This window comes from Helicobacter brantae, from assembly GCF_003364205.1.
In the GTDB taxonomy this organism is placed as follows: Bacteria; Campylobacterota; Campylobacteria; order Campylobacterales; family Helicobacteraceae; genus Helicobacter_G; species Helicobacter_G brantae.
In genome coordinates this window covers 42778-66032 of sequence record NZ_NXLV01000004.1, presented here as the reverse complement: position 1 = coordinate 66032, position 23255 = coordinate 42778, and the positions used below count along the sequence as shown (strand labels likewise).

20 protein-coding genes are annotated in these 23255 nt (G+C 38.1%); 7 read left to right on the top strand and 13 right to left on the bottom strand.

All coding sequences use genetic code 11. From position 1 onward, the window contains the following. Positions 1-376: 376 nt before the first annotated feature. Genes CQA58_RS03260 through CQA58_RS08155 form a run of 8 tightly spaced genes read right to left on the bottom strand, consistent with a single transcriptional unit; the run spans position 377 to position 7666 of the window. On the bottom strand, positions 377-1423 hold the full coding sequence (locus tag CQA58_RS03260; protein WP_115569291.1) for a glycosyltransferase family 9 protein: 1047 nt from the start codon (positions 1421-1423) through the stop codon (positions 377-379). Further along, entirely contained in the window at positions 1413-1727 is a 315-nt protein-coding gene (locus CQA58_RS03255; RefSeq protein ID WP_115569290.1) for a hypothetical protein, read from the bottom strand. Before CQA58_RS03255 ends, CQA58_RS03260 begins: the two co-directional genes overlap by 11 nt. Continuing rightward, positions 1727-2482, bottom strand: coding sequence for a glycosyltransferase family 25 protein (locus tag CQA58_RS03250; RefSeq protein WP_115569289.1), 756 nt, complete (start codon positions 2480-2482; stop codon positions 1727-1729). The genes CQA58_RS03255 and CQA58_RS03250 overlap by 1 nt, the downstream gene beginning before the upstream one ends. After that, a complete protein-coding gene (locus CQA58_RS03245) occupies positions 2460-4103 on the bottom strand; it encodes an ABC transporter ATP-binding protein (protein ID WP_115569288.1) in 1644 nt (547 codons plus the stop codon). Before CQA58_RS03245 ends, CQA58_RS03250 begins: the two co-directional genes overlap by 23 nt. Further along, positions 4104-5690: an arginine--tRNA ligase gene (argS, locus tag CQA58_RS03240; protein ID WP_115569287.1), complete on the bottom strand. Its 1587-nt coding sequence runs from the start codon at positions 5688-5690 to the stop codon at positions 4104-4106. Next, on the bottom strand, positions 5690-5911 hold the full coding sequence (locus CQA58_RS03235) for a twin-arginine translocase TatA/TatE family subunit (RefSeq protein WP_115569286.1): 222 nt from the start codon (positions 5909-5911) through the stop codon (positions 5690-5692). The genes argS and CQA58_RS03235 overlap by 1 nt, the downstream gene beginning before the upstream one ends. Positions 5912-5948: 37 nt before the next feature. Next, entirely contained in the window at positions 5949-6554 is a 606-nt protein-coding gene (gmk, locus tag CQA58_RS03230; protein WP_115569285.1) for a guanylate kinase, read from the bottom strand. Further along, positions 6551-7666 carry a hypothetical protein gene (locus CQA58_RS08155; RefSeq protein WP_147288598.1) on the bottom strand — a complete coding sequence of 372 codons (1116 nt, stop codon included), beginning with the start codon at positions 7664-7666 and terminating at the stop codon, positions 6551-6553. Before CQA58_RS08155 ends, gmk begins: the two co-directional genes overlap by 4 nt. Before the next feature lie 77 nt (positions 7667-7743). Between CQA58_RS08155 and CQA58_RS03210 the strand changes: the two genes are divergently transcribed. Next, a complete protein-coding gene (locus CQA58_RS03210) occupies positions 7744-8268 on the top strand; it encodes a phospholipase D-like domain-containing protein (protein WP_425454671.1) in 525 nt (174 codons plus the stop codon). On the opposite strand, the gene fliR is transcribed toward CQA58_RS03210, so the two are convergent. Next, entirely contained in the window at positions 8265-9038 is a 774-nt protein-coding gene (fliR, locus tag CQA58_RS03205) for a flagellar biosynthetic protein FliR (RefSeq protein WP_115569281.1), read from the bottom strand. The two genes, CQA58_RS03210 and fliR, sit on opposite strands and share 4 nt — an antisense overlap. A gap of 65 nt (positions 9039-9103) precedes the next feature. Between fliR and purB the strand changes: the two genes are divergently transcribed. Together purB and CQA58_RS03195 are read left to right on the top strand one after the other, a co-directional pair. Next, positions 9104-10432: an adenylosuccinate lyase gene (gene purB, locus CQA58_RS03200; RefSeq protein ID WP_115569280.1), complete on the top strand. Its 1329-nt coding sequence runs from the start codon at positions 9104-9106 to the stop codon at positions 10430-10432. Next, on the top strand, positions 10432-11568 hold the full coding sequence (locus tag CQA58_RS03195) for a CCA tRNA nucleotidyltransferase (protein ID WP_115569279.1): 1137 nt from the start codon (positions 10432-10434) through the stop codon (positions 11566-11568). The genes purB and CQA58_RS03195 overlap by 1 nt, the downstream gene beginning before the upstream one ends. On the opposite strand, the gene ftsZ is transcribed toward CQA58_RS03195, so the two are convergent. The 3 genes from ftsZ to CQA58_RS03180 are packed head-to-tail and all read right to left on the bottom strand — an operon-like array spanning position 11561 to position 15562. Beyond that, positions 11561-12715 carry a cell division protein FtsZ gene (ftsZ, locus tag CQA58_RS03190; RefSeq protein ID WP_115569278.1) on the bottom strand — a complete coding sequence of 385 codons (1155 nt, stop codon included), beginning with the start codon at positions 12713-12715 and terminating at the stop codon, positions 11561-11563. The two genes, CQA58_RS03195 and ftsZ, sit on opposite strands and share 8 nt — an antisense overlap. A 12-nt stretch (positions 12716-12727) precedes the next feature. After that, positions 12728-14077: a cell division protein FtsA gene (ftsA, locus tag CQA58_RS03185; protein WP_115569277.1), complete on the bottom strand. Its 1350-nt coding sequence runs from the start codon at positions 14075-14077 to the stop codon at positions 12728-12730. Between the two features lie 9 nt (positions 14078-14086). Next, positions 14087-15562 (bottom strand): peptidylprolyl isomerase, encoded by a 1476-nt coding sequence (locus CQA58_RS03180; protein WP_115569276.1) that lies wholly within the window; start codon positions 15560-15562, stop codon positions 14087-14089. Positions 15563-15665: 103 nt separating this feature from the next. Between CQA58_RS03180 and CQA58_RS03175 the strand changes: the two genes are divergently transcribed. From CQA58_RS03175 to CQA58_RS03160, 4 genes are read left to right on the top strand one after another with little or no spacing between them, the layout of a single operon-like run. Continuing rightward, positions 15666-16937, top strand: a complete 1272-nt coding sequence (locus tag CQA58_RS03175) for an adenosylmethionine--8-amino-7-oxononanoate transaminase (protein WP_245942754.1) — start codon at positions 15666-15668, stop codon at positions 16935-16937. Positions 16938-16961: 24 nt separating this feature from the next. Next, positions 16962-17927, top strand: coding sequence for a ferrochelatase (gene hemH, locus CQA58_RS03170; protein ID WP_281270000.1), 966 nt, complete (start codon positions 16962-16964; stop codon positions 17925-17927). Next, a complete protein-coding gene (locus CQA58_RS03165; RefSeq protein WP_115569273.1) occupies positions 17924-18517 on the top strand; it encodes a thioredoxin family protein in 594 nt (197 codons plus the stop codon). The genes hemH and CQA58_RS03165 overlap by 4 nt, the downstream gene beginning before the upstream one ends. After that, on the top strand, positions 18518-21310 hold the full coding sequence (locus CQA58_RS03160; RefSeq protein ID WP_115569272.1) for a cytochrome c biogenesis protein: 2793 nt from the start codon (positions 18518-18520) through the stop codon (positions 21308-21310). 15 nt (positions 21311-21325) lie between these two features. On the opposite strand, the gene CQA58_RS03155 is transcribed toward CQA58_RS03160, so the two are convergent. Then, positions 21326-23239 (bottom strand): motility associated factor glycosyltransferase family protein, encoded by a 1914-nt coding sequence (locus CQA58_RS03155; protein WP_115569271.1) that lies wholly within the window; start codon positions 23237-23239, stop codon positions 21326-21328. Positions 23240-23255: the final 16 nt, after the last annotated feature.

Below are 23255 nucleotides of genomic sequence, written 5' to 3'. Positions count from 1 at the left end.
TCTGTCAATGAGGGATAACCTGGTCTTTTTATACTCTCTAATTCCCACCCCTTCCCTAACACAAAAGTCAAGAGATAGCTAAACAAAACAAAAATTAATGCATATAAAAAAATTTGTTGCTCTCTTGGAATTTTTAAGACAAATACTTCTTTTTTTTTCTTAAAAAAATAAAGACTCACCATAAAAATAAAAACCAAAATCTCTATGCTTGTGGTAGTCCATCTAATGGTGGTTCCAAGAAACAAAAAACAAAAGAGCAATGAAAGAGAAGTATTGAATCCAAAATATTTTTTTACCATTTTTTAAGCCTATAAAATACAAAGATAAAGATCTATTATATCCTAAAGCCTATGTCCTTGTAGATAAAGTTGAGATTTTATATTTTTACATAATGAGGAAAATCCTCTTTGATTTGATCTAAAACCTGAAGATGTTCAATTTGATTAATCTCCAATCCACCACCAGAATGTGTAATGTGCTCAGCAATCCAACAAAATCTTTCAAAGTTTTTACAAATAAAAGGGTGAAAGATAGCCCTATAAAATGAAGAATATTTCTGTGGATACGGAGCAAATCTCACAATCGTATTCCCAGCACTTAGGACATAAATCTTTTTCTTATCCTTTAACCCCATATAAAGATGAACACAAGATGTTTCATTGCTCACAACAAATTCACTTTTTTGTAAAATCAGACCAAGTTCAACCAAAGATGTCTTTCCACATAAATTTTTTATATTTCGCCCATTTAATTGCCCTTTGATTCTCTCCCCTCTTTCCCACTCTTCAAATCCACCACATATTACGATTTCCAAATCATTTCTCAAAACCTCTGCCAAATCGCACAATCTTTCAACACTCCATTTTCTACATGAAGTAGAAGCTCCGATAAAAAACACAACATATTGAGAAGACAGCCCAAAACAAGAAATGTCCCATTCTGGAAAATCAATTGACAGCTCAATGTCTTTTATTTCGCAGATTTGTGAAATAAATTCAGCATTTCTATCAAATTCAAACATCAATCCATCAGCATTGGATAACAAGTCTGTATAATTTCTCTCAAATCTTTTTTTATGAAAATCAATCACATTAGAGCAATCTCCTTTTGGAGCGATTTTTTTCAATGCAATAATGTTTCGTGCAAGATCTTCTCCACAATAATCCCTGCCATATGTAGGATGAATCAATGCCTGAAAAGATTTTTGACGTAGTTTCCTTAATAACCCAATACGATACCAAAGGTTGTTTGTGAATTTTTTTCTCTCAAAATAGATTACTTCATCCACAAATTGCATATCACATTGCTCTACAATCTCCTGACATCCTTTATTGGCAACAAGTGTTATCTTTCCAAATTTCTCACTTAGGGGCTTAAGAAAATTTCTAAAAAGAATATAATCTCCAATCGCATCAACTTTCAATACTATTACTTTCTCTGTATGGGGGGGGGGGGATTATCCTAAAAAGCAATAGATTATCCAAGAATTCCCTCAAAATTTGTTTGAAAAAGAATCTCACTTTTTTGATTTTTGAATTTTTTGAAAAATAAAAAGGAATTCCAATTCTTTTAGCTTCCTGTATTTGATTTAATGATGGAAACAATACAAGATGAGCCTCTTTTATTTTTTCTTTATCTATAATCCACTCAATTTCTTGATTGTATTTTTTCTCTAACACTTCTTTATTTTTATTAGATATCAAGCTCCCACAAAAAATCTTTACCATCACTTTCCTTTTTGCAAAAAAATCAACATATAAAAATCATATAACTTCTTCCAGACAAACTCTAAACTTGCACTGATTTCTCTTGTAATGATAAAAAACAATGTAGGTTTGCAATCTCTTCCCCCCCCCCCTATACAAGAGCCCAAAGGCATCTCTTTAATTATCTCAGGATTTGAAATGAGATTGGGGAGAGTGTGAATATAGCTTTTATCTAGATAATTATCCACAGGGCAAAGCCAAAGATTGCTTTTGGCTAGAAGTTTTTTTGCTCCTTTGGGGGTGAGATAATAGCCTTGAGTGCCACAGATATTCTCTTTTGTAAGATTGAGAAAATCATTAAAAGGGGTGCTTTTTTTCTGAAAAAAACTCATCAATCGCACAAAATCCACACCTGCACTCTCAATCCTTTGAATCTGCTCTAAAAATCCATCTAAAAAAGTAATATCATCTTCTAAGACTAGCATTGCTCTATTTTCACTTACACACTTTTGCCAAAGAGAATAATGGGAAGCAAAACAAGCCTTTTCTCCATCACTTAGTCTTTTTCCTCGATAGAGTTGAGTGAGAAAATCTCTTTTATAATGAGCTTGATACTCCCTAAACTTCTCACTCCCCGCAGCAATCGCTTCATAGAAGCAAAACTCAATTATCTTTTGCTCCCCTACTCTTGCAATCTCCTCTTGCATTCTTTCTTTGCGTTCTTTTGCACTAGAGAGATTGATAATATAGGCTTTAAGCATTGGTAAGCTTTCCATTCTCAATTCTTAAAATCTGATCGGCTAGCTCAATAGTGCTAGGGCGATGAGCAATGAGAATGATGATTTTATCTTTGCGTATAAGATCGATTGTGTGCTTAATCGCCTCTTCTGTTTTCTCATCTAATGCACTTGTCGCCTCATCAAGGATAAGGATTTGGGAATCTTTATATAACGCCCTTGCAATAGCAATCCTTTGGCGTTGTCCTCCACTAAGATTGGTGCCAAATTCATCAAGCCTTGTCTCAATCCCCTCAGACAAACTCTCTACAAACTCCCACGCCATTGCTTGCTTGAGTGCCCACTCAACCCTTTTGCTATCCACCTCACTTCCATAAGCCACATTTTTGGCAATGCTATCATTGAGGATAAAAATCCTTTGATTCACCACTGAAATCCTAGATCTTAAACTTTTGATTTTATAGTCTTTGAGTGGGGTAGAGTTGATTGAGATTTCTCCATTATTGACATCATAAAGCCTAAGCAAGAGGGCAATCAAAGTGCTTTTTCCACTCCCACTTTTTCCCACAAGTGCAGTGATTGAATCTTTTTTGAACTCACAAGAGATATGAGATAGCACCTCTTCCTCATCGTATTTAAAACTCACATTACTAAAGGCAATTTCTTTTATCTCCTCACTTAATTCTCTTTCTCCATCAGTGATTTGAGAGTGTTGAGAGAAAATCTCTAAAATCCTTTTGTTTGCCACGATTGCACTCTGCATTCTCACCACACAATTGAGCAATCGCTTAATAGGAGTGTAAGCCATAAAAAGAGCAGTATTAAATGAAAAAAACTCACCCACCGTGAGTGTACCATCAATCACGCTTTTTCCTCCTATATACAGCACAGCTCCGATTGCTAAAGCTCCCAAGATTTCCATCACCGGAGTATCCATAGTCCCAACCAATGTGTTTTTCATATTGATTTTAAAAAACTCTTGGTTTTCATTTTTGAATTTTTGAGACTCTAGCTCTTCTGCACTATTGACTTTAATCATCTCAACATTATTAAATATTTCATTGAGATTAGAAGTGATATCCGCATTTTTTTCTTGAGCTTTTTTGGAAACCTTTTTTAATCGGCGAATGATGAGTGAGATGGGCAAGATGGACAAAGGCAAGATTACTAGTCCAATTAAAGCTAATTTTGGGCTTTGATAAATCACTACACCAATAAGTGCAATAGCTGTAATCCCCTCTCTTACAAACTCAGTAAAAGTAGAAGAAACTGCTGAACGAATAAGACCGATATCATTGGTAATCCTAGCGATTAGCTCTCCATTGCGATTTTTATTGAAAAAAGACAAATCCAAAAAAAGCATATGAGAGAGCATTTTGTCTCGAATCTGTCTGACAATATCCTCCCCAACATAACTCATAATATAGCTTTGAGCATAAGAGCCAATGGCTTTGCCAATGTAGGCTAACATTAGCAAAAAGGGGATTAAGGCAAGTTTGCTAACATCTTTATCTACAAAAACCTCATCAAGCATCGGTTTGACTAGATAAGTTACCCCTGCTGTGCAAAGTGCTGCAAAGATGCCTGAGAGGACTGCAAGGATAAACAAAGGATAATGCCCTCTAATGTAGGGCATAAAATTTTTGAAAAACTCTTTCATTTACATTTTTTTCTTGGCTTGGATTCCTAGAAGCCTAAGTGCACTCTCCAAAGCCACAGAAACACCTAGCAAGACCTTGAGCTTCTGCTCTTCTCTCTCTTCTCCTAAAATCTTTTGGGCATTATAAAATGCGTGTAATTCACTTGCAAGATTTTTGAGATAATCACAGACTTTGAGTGGAGAGCGTTCAAAAAATGCACTGCTTAAGACTTGAGGGAGTTGAGTGGAGAGAAACACCAAATACTCTTCTTGTGGGCTGAGGGCATTGAGAGGAGCATTTTTAATCTCTTCAAGGCTTTTTGAACTCTTCTCAATCAAAGTGCAAATCCTTGCATTGGCATAATTGATATAAAAAATCGGATTTGAGCTATCTTCTTTGCTCAAATCATTGACATCAAACTCTAAGCTTGTATCAGCTTTTTTGGAGAGGAAAACAAATCTCAATGCATCAGCTCCAATATCCTCCACCACATCTTGCATCAAGATAAAATTCCCTGCTCTTTTGCTCATTTTATAAGGTGAGCCATTTTTGAGAAGCTTGACCATTTGAGAGAGCAAAACTTCTAATTTAGAGCTATCAAAGCCCAAAAACTCGATAGAAGCCTTCACTCTTGCGATATAACCGTGATGATCTGCTCCCCAAATATTGATATAGTGATCATAATCTCTTTGGAATTTATCTTGATGATAGATGATATCCCCTGCTAGGTAAGTTGGCTCTCCACTCTCTCGCACCACCACTCTATCTTTCTCATCTCCATACTCGCTTGACTTTAGCCACAATTTCCCCTCACTCTCATAAATCCCCCCATTGCTTTGAAGTTTGGCTAAAACCTCACTCCACCTTGAATACAAAGATTTTTCACTCACAAAAGAATCAAAAGTAATCCCCACACTTGCAAGATTGTTTTTGATCTCTTCTAGCATCAAATCTTTGCCAAACTCCGAAAGTGTAGCAATACTCTCCTCACTCTCAAAAATCTCTTTGCCAAACTTCTTGCTTGCCTCTTTTGCAAGCTCAATGATATAATCTCCTCGATAATACTCTTCAGGATAGATTACCTCAACTCCCAAAACATTCTCTCTTCCTGCTAGAAAGATAGAAAGTCCTAGCATTGAGATTTGAGCCCCTGCGTCATTGATATAATACTCACTGACTATCTCATAGCCCAAAAAATTTCCGATTTTATAGAGTGCATCGCCAAAAACTGCTCCTCTAGCGTGTCCGATATGCAAAGGTCCTGTAGGATTAGCACTGACATACTCTAGCAAAATCTTCTCACCATTTTTTTTGCAAGGTTTAAATCCACTAGAGATAATCTCCTCTAAGGCTTGGATAAAGATTTCTTCTTTGAGTGTGAGATTGATATAGCCATTGAGAGTATCCACTTGTTTAAAAAGCTCAATGCCTCTAAGCTTTTGGGCGATTTGCTCACTCAACTCTTTTGGATTCTTTCTCTCAACTTTTGCCAAAACAAAAGCCACAGGTGTGGCAAAGTGTCCAAAATCTTTGTTTTTTGGACGCTCTAGCACAACATCACAGCCCAAAACCTCATCAAGTCTAGCTTTGACTTTGGAGTAAAGCATTAGGCTTGTTTTTCCTCTTCTTTTGCTTGAGCTGTTTTCACACTCTCACTTGTTTTGTCCTCGACATTTTTTGCCACTTCTTCTTCATCTTCTTTCATTGCTTTTTTGAAGTTCTTAATCCCACTTCCCATTCCTTTGGCAAGCTCTGGAATCTTCTTCGCTCCAAAAAGCAAAATCACGATAAGTAATACAATCAAAATTTGTGTTGCACTTGGTGCCATTTTAATCTCCTTGACTTAGATTTTGTTTATTATACCCTTACTCAATCCACTCTTTGAGTATTTTTTTTGTTTGATGAGGAGTTTGTTTGCATCTTAGGCTTTGAGTGATTGCAATTATGGAGCTTTTAGCCTCCTCAATATCGTCATTGACAATCAAATAATCAAACTCATCAATATGTTGCATTTCATTATATGCGTGCATCAAACGCAACTCGATAATGTCCTGCTCATCGGTTTTGCGATTTTTGAGCCTCTGTGATAAAACTTTTTTTGTAGGAGTGGTGATAAATACTGAAGTGGCAAGTTTGCCATAGTGCTTTTTGATACTATGGTGTCCTTGCACATCCACATCAAAGACAACGATTTTGCCCTCACTCAATGCTTTTTCCACAGGACGCAAAGAAGTGCCATAGTAATTGGTATGCACTTGAGCCCATTCCAAAAACTTATTCTCCTCTACATCTCTCAAAAATTCCTCTTGACTTAAAAAGTGGTATTCTCTCCCTTCCATCTCCCCCTCTCTTGGCTTCCTTGTGGTAGAGGAGATTGAGAAATATACATTTTCTATATGCTGAGAGATTGCCGAACACAAAGTGCTTTTGCCACTTCCACTAGGACCTGAGAGAATGAGAATAGCACTCATTTATCCTCCTTTTTTGAAAATGAAATATGAATGGTTACATCCATTCCATCTAAAACCTCTCTAATCTCTTTGGGAGTTTTGGAGCTAAAGATTGCTTGAAGCAAAGAGAGATTTGTAGGGAGTTCTTCTTTGTGATCTTGCACTTGGGAGAGAAGCTCTTGAACCTCTTGAATGTCGCTAGGATTGAGAATGCTTCCTTGATTTTTGGCAAGAAGTTTCTCCCACTCATCACTCTCATCACTCTCATCACTCTCATCACTCTCATCACTCTCATCACTCTCATCACTCTCATCACTCTCAATATTCTCAATATTCTCAATATTCTCAATATTCTCAATATTCTCAATATTCTCAATCTCTTCTAGGTGTTTGAGGTTTTGGAGATTCTCTAATTCTAGTTGATCAAGAAGTTCTTCTTCTTTTGTAATTGCTTGTTGCTGAGTGTCTAGCTCTTGTGCTAAATCCTCCAAAGCCTCCTGCTCCATTGCCTCTGGTTCAGGTTCAGGTTCAGGTTCAGGTTCAGGTTCAGGTTCAGGTTCAGGTTCAGGTTCAGGTTCAGGTTCAGGTAAAGTATGCTCATCTTTTTGTAAATCTTCTTGCAAATCTTCATCTAAAAGATTAGAAAGTAACTCATCTTCATCATTTTTTTCTTCTTGTTTTTCCTCTCCTATGTGTCCGATTTTCAAATCCCTCAATAATTGATCAAAATCCTCTTCATCATCTTCATCAATATGAGCAAGCATTTCTTTTTCATCAAGAAATTGAGCTTCTTGCTTTTCTCTTGCCTCATCTTCTTGCCTGATTCCCACAAGGATATTCAAAAATTCATTAGGCAAAAAAGGCTTTTTGATACTATAAGTGAAAGCGTCCAAAAGAAGGGGGTGTTGGTTGTTGAGAGAGTAGAGCAAGAGAGATTTGCTCTCAAATGATAGTCCTCCTCCTTGATAGCCATTGAGCATTTCATCATCGATGACGACCAAATCACACCCCACACAATGGCTCTCAACATCTTTGAGTGTATCGCGTGTGATAAGTTCGCATTCGATTTTTTTTGTCGTAACTTCTATGAGTTTTTGCACGACTTGGTTTGTATTGATTAGTAAGATTTTCACCCAAAACTCCAATTTTATTTTTTTCTTTAAGATTATAACTGCTAATATTTGAAGTTTATTTCAGAGAGGAGAAAAATTTGAAATTTTTTCGCATTTTTTGTCTATATTTTGCATTTTTTAGTCTGTGTTTTGCCAATGAGATTGTTTATTTTATGCCCTATGAGCAAAAAACTGCCCTCACTCATCTCATCTCTTTGATTAAAGGTGCAAAGGAAAATATCAATATCTCAATTTATAGCTTTACCAACAAAGAAATCGCCAAAGCACTTAGAGATACAGCAAGGCGTGGGGTGTCTATCAATATCATTTATGACCTAGAGAGCAATCAAAAAAATCCAAAATCCACTATTGGCTATCTCTCCAAATACAAAAATATCCAAACCTGCCTCCTCTCAGGAAAAGGCAATGGCAAATACAAAGGCTTAATGCATCAAAAAATGGCAATCATTGATAGAAGCGTGCTGATTTTAGGCTCAGCAAACTGGAGTAAAAATGCCTTTGAAAACAACTATGAAACACTAATGATGACTTCCAACCCCCAAAGCATAGAAAAAGCATTGCAAACCTATAAGCTAATGTTTTCTCAATGCACTCCTTACTAATGATTTAAAAACATCGCTTTCAAAAACTCCAAAGCTTGAACCAAATCACTTTGGAAGTGGTAGATGATTGAGGGCACAACAATAGTGATGACAAAAAATCCTATGGCAATCTTGATAGGGAATCCCATTGCTAGGAGGTTGAATTGCGGGTTTGTCTTCATAATCATTCCAAAGATAATATCACTCAAAAGCAAGATTCCCATAATCGGAAAAGCCATAGTAAAACCGATAATAATCATTCCCATAAAAGCACTCACACAATACTCTATGATTTGAGAGTTAAGGGCAAAAGTGCCAAGCAGAAAATGAGGCAAGCTCTCAGCCACAAGCAAAAAAAGCGTATGGTGCAAGTCAAGAGTTAGAGCAATCACAAGTGCAAGCATTGCGATAATTTGAGCGATGATAGGCTTTTGAGCTCCACTAACAGGATCATAAGCACTTGCCATTGTCAATCCCATTGAAAAACTCATCAAATCCCCTCCAAAAGTGATAGCGTGAAAGACAAAATTTAGCACTAGCCCACTTACAAACCCTAGCATAATCTCCATTGCTCCAGCGATGACAAACTCCACCAAACTCAGCTCATAATTCACATTGGGCAAAAGAGGGAGAAATAAAATCGTGCAAAAAAAGCTCAACGCCCCTCTCACGCTCACAGGCACAAGCTGATTCTCAAAAAAAGGAAAAAAAGCAAAGAGTCCACTAAAACGCAAAAGCAAAAGCAAAAAACCTGCGACATTATTTTGAGTGAGTAAAGCAATCAATTCCATTCAATCCACCAAAGTTTTTTAGATAGGATTGTAACGATAAAAACCAAAAAGTGAGGAGCAAACAAATGGTTAGTCGCTATGCAAGAGAAGAAATGAGTAAAAAATGGGATCTTAATGCCAAATATCAAGCGTGGCTTGAAGTAGAAAAAGCAATCGTTAAAGGGTGGAATAAACTCGGACTTATCCCTGATGAGGATATGGAGAAAATCATCAAAAATGCCAAATTTGATATCAATGAGATTGATGAGATAGAAAAAGTTACCAAACACGACTTAATCGCTTTTACCACCTCTGTGGCAAAGTCTTTGGGGGAAGAGAGTCGCTGGGTGCATTATGGGGTAACAAGCAGTGATTGTATCGATACAGCCAATGCATTGCAGATTAGAGATTCTCTAAAACTCATCTTACAAGATATTGACACCCTAAAGGCTGTCATCAAAGAGAGGGCAGAGGAGCATAAATACACTCTAATGGTGGGAAGAAGTCATGGAATCCACGGAGAGCCTATCACTTTTGGGCTAGTGCTAGGGATATGGTATGATGAAATCTCACGCCACCAAGAAGCTCTCAAACACTCTCTTAAAACCATTAGTGTAGGGCAAATCAGTGGAGCAATGGGGAATATGGCTCACTCTCCATTAGAGCTTGAAGAGTTTGTTTGCAAAGAGTTGGGACTTAGCCCTGCTCCAATGAGTAATCAAGTCATTCAAAGAGATAGATATGCTAGAGTGATAAGTGATTTGGCACTTTTGGCAAGTAGTTGTGAGAAAATTGCTGTGGCAATTAGGCACTTTCAAAGAACTGAAGTATATGAGGCTGAAGAGTTTTTCTCAAAAGGGCAAAAAGGAAGCTCAGCTATGCCTCACAAAAGAAATCCAGTGTTAAGTGAAAATATCACAGGGCTTTGTCGCATCATTCGCTCCTATGCAATCCCTGCAATGGAAAATGTCGCCCTGTGGCACGAGAGGGATATTTCTCATAGCTCTGTGGAGCGATTTATCTTACCTGATAGCTTTATTACTACGGATTTTATGCTTACTCGCTTAAGTGATTTACTCAAAAATCTCATTGTCTATCCCAAAAATATGCTTAAAAATCTCAATCTCACAGGTGGGCTAGTCTTCTCTCAACGCGTCCTTTTAGAGCTTCCCAAAAAAGGACTTTCAAGAGAAGAGAGTTATAAAATCGTCCAACGCAATGCAATGAAAGTATGGGAGGCTTTGGGAGAGGGAAAAAGTGCAATCAATGAGAGGGGAGAGAGCCTATTTTTGCAATATCTTTTAGAAGATAATGAATTGGTGGGGATTGTGGGGGAGAAGTGCATTAGAGAGTGCTTTGAGAGTGAGTATTATCTCAAAAATGTTGATGCACTTTTTGCTCGTGTGTTTAAGTGATGAGAGAGTTTATCCCCTCAAGTGTGCTTGAAATTCTTGATACACTAGAGAAAAAAGGCTTTCCCTCCTATCTTGTAGGGGGTTGTGTAAGAGATTTTCTACTCAAACTTTCTCCAAAAGATTGGGATATCTGCACTCCTGCTACTCCTAGTGAGGTTTTGGAGATTTTCCCAAACTCTATTGAGCTAGGAGCAAAGTATGGGACGATTGGGATAAAAACTCCTATGGGGATTATCCAAGCCACCACTTTTCGCACAGAGCTAGACTATCAAGACTATCGCCACCCAAAAGTAAGCTTTTGCAAAGAGATAGATGAGGATCTCAAAAGAAGAGATTTCACAATCAATGCCATTGCTTACCATACAAAATCAGGATTTTATGATCCATTTGGGGGAAGAGAGGATTTAGAGAGAGGGATTATCTCTTGTGTGGGAGAGGCAAAGATGAGATTTCAAGAAGATGCATTGAGGATTTTAAGGCTAGTGAGATTTAGCTCAAGGTTTGATTTCACTCCCCAAAAAGACACGCTCCACTCTGCCCTAACTTGCTCTCCCCTGCTCTCTCATATCTCACAAGAGAGGATAAGAGAAGAATTGCTTGGGATTTTTCAAACCTCATTTTGGAGTAAATACTTCTCAACCTTTGCCCCCATTTACACTCAAGTCTTCCCTGAGCTCAAAAAACCCTTTAAGCACAAAATCTCAAATCTCTCTATCCTCTTTGCCTATATCCTTAGCTCAGAACAAGAGCTAGGAGCATTGCAAAGACTAAAGATTGACAAAACTACACAAAAACGCACAGAGATTCTTCTAAGATACAAAGAACAAACACTAGAGAATGACAAAATCTCAATCAAGTTTTTGCTTAAGAGCATGGGATATGATAATTTTACTGCCCTATTAGAGCTTCAAAAACTTCTAGGCAAGGATACTAAAGGAGTTTATAAAACCTTGCAAAATCTAATGATTGCTGATGAGTGTTTTTCTCTCAAAGATCTCAAAGTCAATGGCAACGATATTGCATCTTTGGGATATGAGAGAGAGAAAATCGGAGAGATTTTAGAAAATCTACTAGAAAAAGTGATTAGGGGAGAGCTCCCCAACCAAAAAGAAATTCTTTTGAGAAGTATTAGTTAGATTTTTGAGGGGGGCGACGCAAAATTGTGGGATAATCTAAATTATCTTGATCATAATTTTGCCCAAACAACTCTCTTGGGTGAAACTCTGTTGAAATGGCTTGTTTCATTTGTTGCTTTTGTTTCTCTTCTTGAAAGTCTTGTTTTTCTTCTTTGCTTGGCATTACATCTTTTTCAAATCCTGTGGCAATGATTGTTACACGCACGTGATTTTCTGACATTTCAGGGCGTGAAATTGTCCCAAACTTCACATCTGCTTCGGGATGAGCAAACTCTTGGATATAAGTTTCTGCCTCATTAAGCTCTAAGAATGAATAATCAGGGTGAGTTTCAAAATTGACTAGGATTCCCATTGCCCCTTGAATCGACACACTCTCAAGCAAAGGAGATTTAAGTGCATCTTCTACTGCTGAAGTCGCTGCATTTTCCCCCTCGCTCTCTCCAATCCCCATCAATGCCAAGCCTTTATGCCCCATTACAGTTTCAATATCTGCAAAGTCAAGATTCATATTATTGGCCTCATAATTGAGCATTACCCCTGCAATCCCAGTAACTGCTCTTACAAGCACATCATCAACGATTTTATAACACTCTACCTTTCCTGCATTTCTTGGAATGATAGGGATAAGCTTTTCATTGGGAACGACAATGATTGAATCGCTCATCTCCCTAAGCTTGGCTAATCCCTCTTCAGCTAGTCTTGCTTTTTTGGGCCCTTCACTTTTGAAGGGTTTGGTTACGATAGAGACTGTGAGTGCTCCAATCTCTTTTGCTACTTCTGCAATCACAGGAGAAGCTCCTGTCCCTGTCCCTCCACCTAAACCTGTGGCAATAAAAACAATATCAGAGCCTTGGAGCATCTCTCTAATCTCTTCTCTACTCTCTTCAGCTGCTTCTCTTCCCACTTCAGGACGCATTCCTGCACCAAGTCCTCTTGTCCTCTCCTCTCCCAATCGGATTTTATAATTTGCAGGAGAGAGATCTAAGTGCTGTTTGTCGGTATTGGCAGCAACGATCTTCACACATGGATGACTTCCCATTGTGCTAACAAGATTGCTAATAGCATTTGAGCCACCACCTCCTACGCCAATAGCTGTAATCTTTGCTCCAAAAACTGGTTGGATTTCTTCAACAACAATATTTTCCATTTCATACCTCTCTTATAAAAATTGATCTTTAAATTTTTGAAACCAGCCTTTCTTTTGTGGCTTTTGCTCTTCATCTTGTTTTGGTATTTCATCTTCAAATACACTTGCAATATCTTCTCTTTTTTTAGAATCGCTAGAAAATTCTCTCATATCATCTTGAGAGAGCCGACTTCTTTTTGTCTTCAATCTCTTTTCTGAATCGATTTCATAGTTTGTAAAGCCCCCACTTCCATACATAATAAGCCCCACAGCAACAGAACAACTTGGATCTCTCAAGCTCTCATCTAAGCCCTCAATCGCCTTTGGAAAGGCGATACGAATAGGATAGTCTTGAAAGATACTCTCAATCATTTCTTCAGTTCCCTTAAGCTTGACTAACCCTCCTGTAAAAACCACACCTGCCCCAATTTGAGGACGCAACTCATTGCGTTCAATCATCATATAAAGGAAATTGAGCGTTTCTGCCAAGCGATATAGAATGACTTTGGATAACTCTTGCAAAGTAATCACTCGCTTTTTATCATCTGAGCCGATGGAGGGGATTTTGAGTGGGGGGATATCTTGATTTTCTCTTTTTTGATAAGCCACATCACCATACTCAATTTTGAGTGTTTCAGCAGAATCAAAAGGTGTATTAAAAACCGTGGCAATGTCATTGGTGATATTGTGAGATCCCACTGGCAAAACCTCATCATAACACATTGAGCTTCCACTATAAATCATCACATCACAAGTGCTTCCCCCCATATCAATACAGGCCACACCTAGCTCTTTCTCATCATCATTAAGCACGGCAATAGAAGTGGCATAAGAAGAAAGCACAATGCTTTCAATCTCAATGCCTATGAATTTTGTTACTCTTCTTAGATTGTCTAAAACCGTTTTTGGCAAAGTAACAATATGCACATTGGTTTTTAATCGGCTTCCACTCATTCCATTGGGATCATCAACATATTCTTGATCATCGATGATAAACTGATAGGGCAAAATATGAATCACCTCACGCTCACCTGGAATCATTGCATTATGCAAAGCCCCATGAATTGAGCGTCGAATCTCATTGACTCCAATCTCTCCACTAGGCACTGTTACCACACCTGAAGCATTGCGACTTTTTGCATAAACACCTGAGATAGAAATAATGGCCCTCTTAATCTCAACTCCGGCCATCATTTTGGCATCTTCAATTGCACTTTTTATGGATTGTGCAGCTTGTTCAATATGGATAATTGCCCCCTTACGAATCCCTTGAGATTTTGAGATTCCTGAACCTATAATCTTTGGAGACCCCTCTACAACTTCTGCAATCAAACAAGTAATATTGCTTGATCCAATATCCACTGCCATAATTGTTTGTTTCAAAATCCGCTCCTAAAGTGTTTTTAGCTGTATTATTTTATACTTATTTTCAAGATATTTAAAGAAGTCTTTTCTAATCATTGAATCCTTAAACATCTCAACCAACTGCCTACTATTTGCACTCACTTCTTGAGAAATACTCTCTTTGAGTTTTTGCTTGATGACCTCAAACACTACGGCTTTCTCACCCAAAAGCACATAACCTCTTGGAGTTTGAGAGCTTAACACTCTTGAAGTAAGTGCCATACTCTCTTGAGAATCCAATCCTTTGATTGATTTGAATTGCATTAAATCCACATACCCTATACTCTCCCCCCTAAATCCTTGTGCGACACTCTCTTTAGCCAAAGCGATGAGTTGCTCTTGTTTGAGCTTTTGCACTAAAAGCTCTTTTGCCTCTTCTTTTGCATCTTCATAAGTTTTTTTGCTTTGAGGCTTTTTCTCTATAAGCTTGACAACCACATACCCCTCAGCAGTTTTGATAGGATTGATTGTATCTCCTACATTTGCCCCCTCTATGGCTTCTTGCACTTCCAAACCAAGCTTTTTCTCCCCTTCAATCAAGGTATCCACCAATCCATAAAGCTCTTTGCTCTCTTTGAGTTTGACATACTCTAACAAAGCCTTCTCTTCAGCCATTTCACTCTTTTTCTGCTCTTTTAGCTCTTCTAGCACTTCTTTGAAAGGCTTGATATTGCCATTTTCATCTAAAAACTGACTTTTTGTGTCCTCATAGAGTTTTTGTAAATCCTCTTGGGTGGGCTTTTGATCTTCTTCAGGAACGATAAGGTATTCAATCTTATATTCTGCTGGATAAGTAAATTGCTCTTGATTGTCCTTCCAAAAGCTCTCTATCTCTTCTTTTGTGGGCTTAGGGTGGATTTGAGAGAGGGAGAGAATTTTGATTTTTAGCTCATCTTGGATTTGAAAGGGGAATAAAAATGTCTCTTCTTCAAGGTTTGTGATTTGTAGTGGAGGCAGAAGTGTTAGGGCTTTTTTGATAAGCAAATCATCTTTGATATCTTGCTCAAAATCTGAGGGAGCAATATTGTTTTGCTTAAGCAAGTCTTGATAGAGTTTGAGTGAAAACTTACTTTGTCCTAGCAAGTCTTTTTCTTGAAAAAACTCTAGTTTTGCAATCTCGCTCTGCACTTCTTTCTCACTGACATAGATTCCCATTTCATTGGCAAAATTTTGAAGCAAAGCCCTCTGAATCACAAGATCAAGTGCAAGTTTTTCTAGCCCCAATTCTTTTGCCTTTTGCAAATCCAATCCCCCGTCGCTATTGTATTGGGCAAAAATCTGTCGGAATTGGTTGTCAAATTGTCGTTGTGTAACTTTCACATCTCCCACTTTTGCAACCACACCTTGATCTAGGCTGAAGTTCAGACTTCCCCACCCCACCATTCCAGCAGCGATAAAGGCAATCGTGCTAATCCAAATTGTAACTACAAGCCATTTTTTGTGCTTCTGCATCCACTCAATCATCAGTTTTCCTTATATCTATGAAGAAATTTGTAAGCATTTTTATTTTAAAATTGTGAATTATAACAAGTGAAAGTTTTTTATCAAAACAAAAATGGAGTTTTTTATGCAAAAGTATATTTCCTCACCCATTTGGCATCCTTGCACCCAACACAAAGATCACGAAATGCTTCCCCCTATTCTTATCAAATCAGGAAAGGGTGTGTATCTTTATGATAGTGAAGATAGGGCTTATATTGATTGTATTAGTAGTTGGTGGGTTAATCTCTTTGGACACTCTCACCCCTATATTAACTCCAAACTTCAAGAACAAGCCCAAAAGCTAGAGCATGTCATCTTAGCAGGATTCTCTCATACAGGCATAGTGCAATACTCTCAGCGATTGCTCCAAGTCCTCAATCATCAATTTGATAAATGCTTTTATGCTGATAATGGCTCAAGTGCGATTGAGGTTGCACTGAAGATGAGCTTTCACAAACACCTAATTCTAGGAGAGAAAAGAGAGAAATTCCTCACTTTAAGTAACTCCTATCACGGCGAAACTTTGGGGGCTTTGAGTGTGGGAGATGTGGGGCTTTATAAAGACACTTATAGCCCTCTACTCTTCCAAACTCTAACCACTCCCACACCTTATAGTGAGGACTTAATCCCTCAAGCCCTAGAAGCACTAAGAGGCATTCTCCAAAAAGAGGGGGCTAATATTTCAGCTTTTATCTTAGAGCCACTGCTTCAATGTGCAGGAGGAATGAAAATCTACTCTCCTTTATATATCCAAGAGGCTTGCAGACTTTGCAAAGATTATGGGATTGATATTATTTTTGATGAGATTGCAGTGGGATTTGGAAGAGTGGGGAGCTTGTTTGCTTTTGAGCAATGTGGTGTAATCCCTGACTTTTTGTGCCTAAGCAAGGGAATCACAGCAGGATATTTGCCCCTCTCTGTGGTTGTAACTCACAATAAAATTTTTGAAGTTTTTTATGATGATTATGAGAGTCAAAAGGCATTTTTACACTCTCATAGTTATACAGGCAATGCTTTGGCGATTGCGTGTGCTAATGCGACTTTAGATATCTTTGAAAATGAAAACATTCTTGAGGGCAATAAACTCAAAAGAGAGTTTATCCTCTCACATTTGCAAAGCTTGAGAGAGTTTGAAATTGTAGAAAATATCCGCTCTTTAGGGATGATCTTTGCCTTTGATTTATGCAATCTTCCCTACAAAAGAGCAGGATTTGAGTTTTACAAACACGCCCTAAAAGAGGGATTGCTTTTGCGACCATTGGGAAATACGATTTATTTTATGCCTCCTTATATCATCAATGAAGAGGAAATTTCTTTGGTGTTTGAGGGAATCAAAAGGGTTTTAACTCGTTTGTAACTTTCTTACTATATGATTAAGGTTTTGAAAAAAATACAAGGATTTACCATTAAAAAAGCTGTCGTGTTACTCAATATGGGAGGACCCTCCAACCTTTTTGAAGTAGAAACCTTTCTTAAAAATATGTTTGCTGATCCTCATATCTTGCAAATCAAAAGTAATTTTTTAAGAAAGATTATTGGCTCTGTCATTATCAACAAACGCTTAGAGGAAGCAAAAAAAAATTATCAAGCCATAGGAGGAAAATCCCCTATCACTCCCCTCACTTTCGCCCTCACTCAAAAACTCAGTGAGCTAGATAGCAATACTTACTATACCTATGCAATGCGTTATACTCCACCTTATTCTGATATGGTTGTTATGGATTTAGTGCATAGGGGGATTGAAGAGGTTGTACTTTTTAGTATGTATCCTCAATACTCTTCTACCACCACCCTCTCTTCAATTGAAGATTTTCAAGCCTCTTGCAAAAAACATCATTTCACCCCCAAAATCACTTCTTTTACTTCTTATGCAGATAATCCTGCCTTTATCAACCTTGTAGCAAAAGATATCCAAAAAGCACTAGGAGATAGAAGTGCCAAAGACTACTCTCTCATTCTCTCAGCTCACGGATTACCTCAAAGTATCATTGATGCAGGAGATCCTTATGCAAAAGAGTGTCAAAAAAGCCTAGAAGCACTCAAAGCCTATCTTCCTACTTTGGGATTGGAGTTTGGCGAGATTTTGCTCTCTTATCAATCCAAAGTCGGCTCAATGAAATGGCTAGAGCCTTCAACCAAAAGTGTGATTAAAGGCAAAAAAAACCTTATCATCTATCCCCTAGCTTTCAGCATTGATAATTCAGAAACACTCTTTGAGCTTGATATCGAGCTTTATACCCTAGCCAAAAAAGGAGGGGTAGAGGATTTTATCCGTGTGCCTTGTCTTAATGATTCTCAAGGCTTTGGGGAATTTATCATTCAATCTACACAAGGAGAAAAACAATGAAAAAAATCGCTTATATATTGTGTTTGGGGATTTTGTTTGCAGGGTGCGATAATAGCAAAATCGACAAAGAAACCTTCTCAACCCAATCTAATATCTCTCAAGAAGAGATTAAAAAAGCTCAAAACCTAGATGAGGCAAGTTATAAAGGATTGGAACATATCTTTTCTAATACTTCTGAGATTTCCTCAAATGGAAAATTTGTGATTTTAATCTTTGGGAAAAATAATTGCCAATGGTGTGATCGCCTCAAAGATGATATCAAAGAAGACAAAAGCACTCAAGAACTTCTCAAAAAAGACTTTAAATCCTACTATATCAATTTGAGTTATGAAAAAACTCATAATGTAGATTTTGAAAGCAAAAAAGAAAAAGTCAATAGTGCCACTCTTGCAAGTCAATACAATATTCGCCCCACTCCCACAATCGTGTTTTTGGATAAAAGTGGGAAGCCTATTGTGATTTATCCAGGATATTTATCCCAAGTGCAATTCAAAGTCTTTTTGGATTTTATTGCTAGTGGAGAATATCTCAAGGCTAAAAATCAGCAAGAAATGCACCAAATGCTTCAAGCAAAACTACAAGGAGAATAAATGGATAATTTCAAAAACTTTTTAAGACTTGCTTTTGGCTCATTGTGGGTAGCTATCCCACTAACTGCAATCTATATGAGCTCTTGTGCGATTGCTACTTTCATTGAAAACGACTATGGAACAGCCACAGCTAAGGCATTGATTTACAATACTTCTTGGTTCAATTTTTTGCACCTCTATCTTCTAGTCGCACTCATTGGGTGCTTTATCACTTCTAAAGCGTGGCAGAGAAAAAAATATGCAAGTTTGTTTTTTCACTCCTCATTGATTTTTATCATCTTAGGAGCAGGAGTAACGCGATACTTTGGATTTGAGGGAATGATGCATATCCGTGAGGGACAAAAAAGCAATTTTATTCTCTCTAATGAAACTTATATCAATATCCTAGCCAAAAACTCTGAAGGAAAAGTTGAGCAATACTCAATCCTAGCTAACCTCATTGCAGGGGAAAGTCTAAGTGAAAAACTTTCAGTCTTTGGCAAACCTCTTAAACTCAAAGTTTTAGAAGTGCAAAAGCTCTCAATGGACAAAAGAGATCCTACTTCAAAAATGGTGATTTCTTTGGATTATCCACCATTTTCTGATGAGATTGAGCTTATCGGTGGGATTGGGATTGAGGGTGAGCCAATGGTTTTGCAAAACGATGATGTTGAGCTTGCATTCTCTTGGGGAGTGAAAAAAATCCTTCTTCCTTTCTCAATCGCACTCAAAGACTTTCAGCTTGATCGCTACCCAGGGTCGATGAGTCCTTCTTCTTATGCTTCTGAAGTGGTTGTGATTGATGATGTGCAAAAGATTGAAAAACCTTTTAGAATCTTTATGAACAATGTGCTTGATTATGGAGATTATCGCTTCTTCCAAAGCTCTTATGATAGAGATGAGCAAGGCACGATTCTCTCTGTCAATAATGATCCAGGTAAAAATCTTACTTATATTGGCTATGCGATCTTGATTTTAGGCTCAATTTGGCTACTTTTGGATAAAGGTGGAAGATTTAGACGATTAAGCCATTTTCTACACGAGCAAAAAGTCTTTTCTTTCTTTTTGGCTCTGCTCCTCTTTGCAGGACTTCAAACTCCAAGCTATGCATTCCAAAACCCAACCCAAGAGCAACAAGTCCAAATGCTTCAAACTGCCCTAGAGAAGTTTAAAAGCAATACCAAAGACTTCTCTTATGAGTTTGAAAAAGTGCTAGTGCAAGATTTGGGAGGGCGTATTAAACCCCTCAATACTCTAGCTACAGATTTGGTGCATAAAATCACCAAACAAGATGGTTTTTTGGGAATGAATAACACTCAAGTTTTCTTAGGAATGATGATGTTCCCTGAGAATTGGCAACAAATCAAAATGATAAAAATCTCCAATCCTGAGCTTAAAAAAATCCTAGGTATCTCTCCCAAAAGCAATTATATTGCCTTTGGAGATGTGTTTGCTGATGGGGGTTATGTCTTACAAAATTATGTAGAAGATGCCAACAACAAAAAACCTTCAATGCGAAATACTTTTGATAAAGATGTCTTAGCAGTCGATGAGAGAATCAATCTTGCCTACTCTATCTATACAACAACATTTTTCAAAACCCTCCCCTCTCCAAAAGATTCCAATAAATGGCTCTCTCCTCTTGAGATTATCCAAGTATTGCAAGCAAAAGAGCAGGGAATGAGGGTTGAATACGCTCAAGAGTTTGAAGCACTAGGAGAAATCACTCAAAGCTTCTATATGGCTATCAATGAGGGTGTAATGGAAAATCAATGGGGGAATGCAAAAAAGGCACTCTTGAGTATCAAAAATTATCAAGAAAAACACAGCCCAGCTCTACTCATCTCAGATTCCAAAATCAGCTCTGAAATCTTCCTCAACAAAACAAACTTTTTCAGATACCTCATTCTTCCCTTCATTCTTGTAGGGGTTATTCTTTTTGCAATCACACTCACTTATGTTTTCAAAAACAAATCAATGCCAAGAGCAATCAATCTCTCTTTCTTGGTAGTTTTGGGGATTTTGACACTTTTCCAAACTATCGCTTTAGGTTTGCGTTGGTATATCAGTGGGCACGCCCCTTGGAGCAATGCTTATGAATCAATGCTTTATATTGCTTGGGCTTCAGCAATGAGTGCGATTCTCTTCTTCAGAAAATCCAATCTTGCAATCTCTGCTGCCTCTTTCCTAGCAGGGATTTCGCTCTTTGTGGCAAATTTGAGCTTTATGGATCCACAAGTAAGCAATCTTGTGCCAGTCTTGAAGTCTTATTGGCTCAATATCCACGTCTCAATCATCACAGCAAGTTATGGATTTTTGGGGCTTTGCTTTGTGCTTGGAAGCATTACTTTGCTTATGTTTTTGTTGCGTGGGGAAGAGAAAAAAAATATTGATAATGCTATTCTCTCCCTCACAGCAATCAATGAAATGTCTATGATTTTGGGACTTTTGATGCTCACGGTTGGAAACTTCCTAGGAGGGGTTTGGGCCAATGAATCTTGGGGAAGATATTGGGGTTGGGATCCCAAAGAAACTTGGGCTTTGATTTCTATTGGAGTTTATGGAATCATTCTTCATCTTAGATTTTTGGGCTTTAAGAATATGCCCTATATCTTTGCAGCCTCAAGTGTGGTAGGATTTTTCTCTATCCTTATGACTTACTTTGGTGTCAATTACTATCTTTCAGGAATGCACTCTTATGCAGCAGGAGATCCTCTCCCTATTCCCACTTTTGTGTATTTCCTAGTTTTGGGAGTCTTGGCTTTGATTATCACCTCCCTTTTCAAAAGAAATCTTCCTTTCCCCAAAGTCTAGGGGAAAAGAGGCTTCCTACTTTGCCCCCAAAAGGGCACACCTCATCACACATTTATCCAACGCCTCAGCAATCAACTCCACACATCGTATATAAAGCTCACTAATCTCATTGCTAGGATAATGCAGAGAGCACATCATCAAGGTTTGGAGAAGATGATACACGCTTCCCTCTATCATCACCCCTATTCTTGGATTGGTAGAGCTTTGAAGGAAGCAGAGATGATTGATCTCATCAATTCTCTCAAACAGCTCTTTTTTGGAATGCAGGGGGGTTGAGAGTTTGGATTCAATCACTTGGACAAACTTACGCAACTCTTGAGTATAAGAAGAGAGGGAAAAATCTTGGCTTTGAGGGGCAAAGCATTCTTTTAGCTCCAAAATCGCCCTAGCTTTGTCTTTGGCTTTGAGTTCAAAATCTCCCACTTTTGCACTAATGCTTCCATCAATATAAGCCCCATCTCCTAGATTAATCGCACTTTTGGGCTTATAGTGAGAGATTGCCAGAGCCATCATTTTGGCTGAGAGGGAGTAAATTGAGGTAGAGAACACTCTTTTGTCTTGATTGCCTCTCACTTCAAAGGCATCTTTTGGAATCTCTTTGCCCTCTACCCCATAGTAACTCCCTTTTGCGTGTTTGCTCTCTCCCTCAATATACCCACAATCAAGCCCGCACAAAATCACATCACTTCCCAAAGCACAGCCCAAAGCTACTCCAGCATTGCCCACAAATGGAGCTGAAAGCTCTAAGATAAAGGTATCTTTGAGCAAATACGAACTCCCACTTCCCCCACGCATAAAGACATATGCCTCTCTCCCTAAAGCTATCGCACTAGGATTGACCATATTGCCACAAATGAGAGGTGTATCCCCTAGTGGAGCTTCCTCTAGCACACCTTTGAGATAATCAATCCTCTCAATCTCTACTTGAAAATCAGGGGAGATTCCATTGGCTTTAAGCACTTTTAGAGCTGTCCCACAACTTAGGATAATCATTTTATGATGATTTTCTTTGATAAAGGGGAGCAGATGATCCAAACTTGCACCATTCCCCACCACGCAGATTGGGATATCAAGTCGATGAGGATTTTGCAAGATTTTATAATGCAAGTTTTGCAAAGTATTCACTAGCCCCTTGCTCTCATCTTCAAAACTCCCCCACCCTCTTGAGTTTTGGGCATAGCACTCATAAACCAAAGCCTTAGCTGAAGCAATTTTGGGAGAATCATATAAGCTTAGTTCAAGACGCAAAAAGTTGTTTGTGATTTTATGCGTTTCAAAATAGTGTCGGATAATGTCTTTGCTAATAAGGTTTTGGACAAATAGATAGCAAGAGAGTGGGGAAACTTGAGAAAACAAAGCCTCATAATCCACAAAATAGCAAGAGATTCTAAAAAAATCTATCTCTTCTTCAAAAAGCAATAAAGAATGAAAACTCACTCCCCTCTCTCTCAAAAACTCCAAAAATAGCCCACCTAGGCAACCAAAAAGCGTGGTGCTAGGCAAAAAATCAGAGCTCAAATGAAACTCAGCCACCCCTCCCATTCTCTCTAACTCATCTATCATTGAGTTGCACGCCTCCCCTGTGATAGGGAAAGTGTCAATCTCCATTTTTCTTAGATACAAAGAGTTATTTTGCACGCTCCATTTGGGATTATTTAGAGGTAAATCTGCCAAATCCAAATGCACACTAAGCATACAAGACTTGCCCTCAATATAGGGATAGACAAAGGACTTCTCCTCTAAATTGATGATATTTAACCCTCTCTCATCAAAGAAAAGATTATAAGTCTTAGGGGGAGTAAGCAGGGCTTGATAGAGCTTTTGGTTTTGGGTAGAAAAAAAGGAGAGATTTTTTGCTAGTCTAGTTGAGATTTCTTGCTCTATCTCTTGAGTTGAGCCATTTTGAAGGAGTGAAGAGAGAGATTGCATAGACAAAAACCTTTGA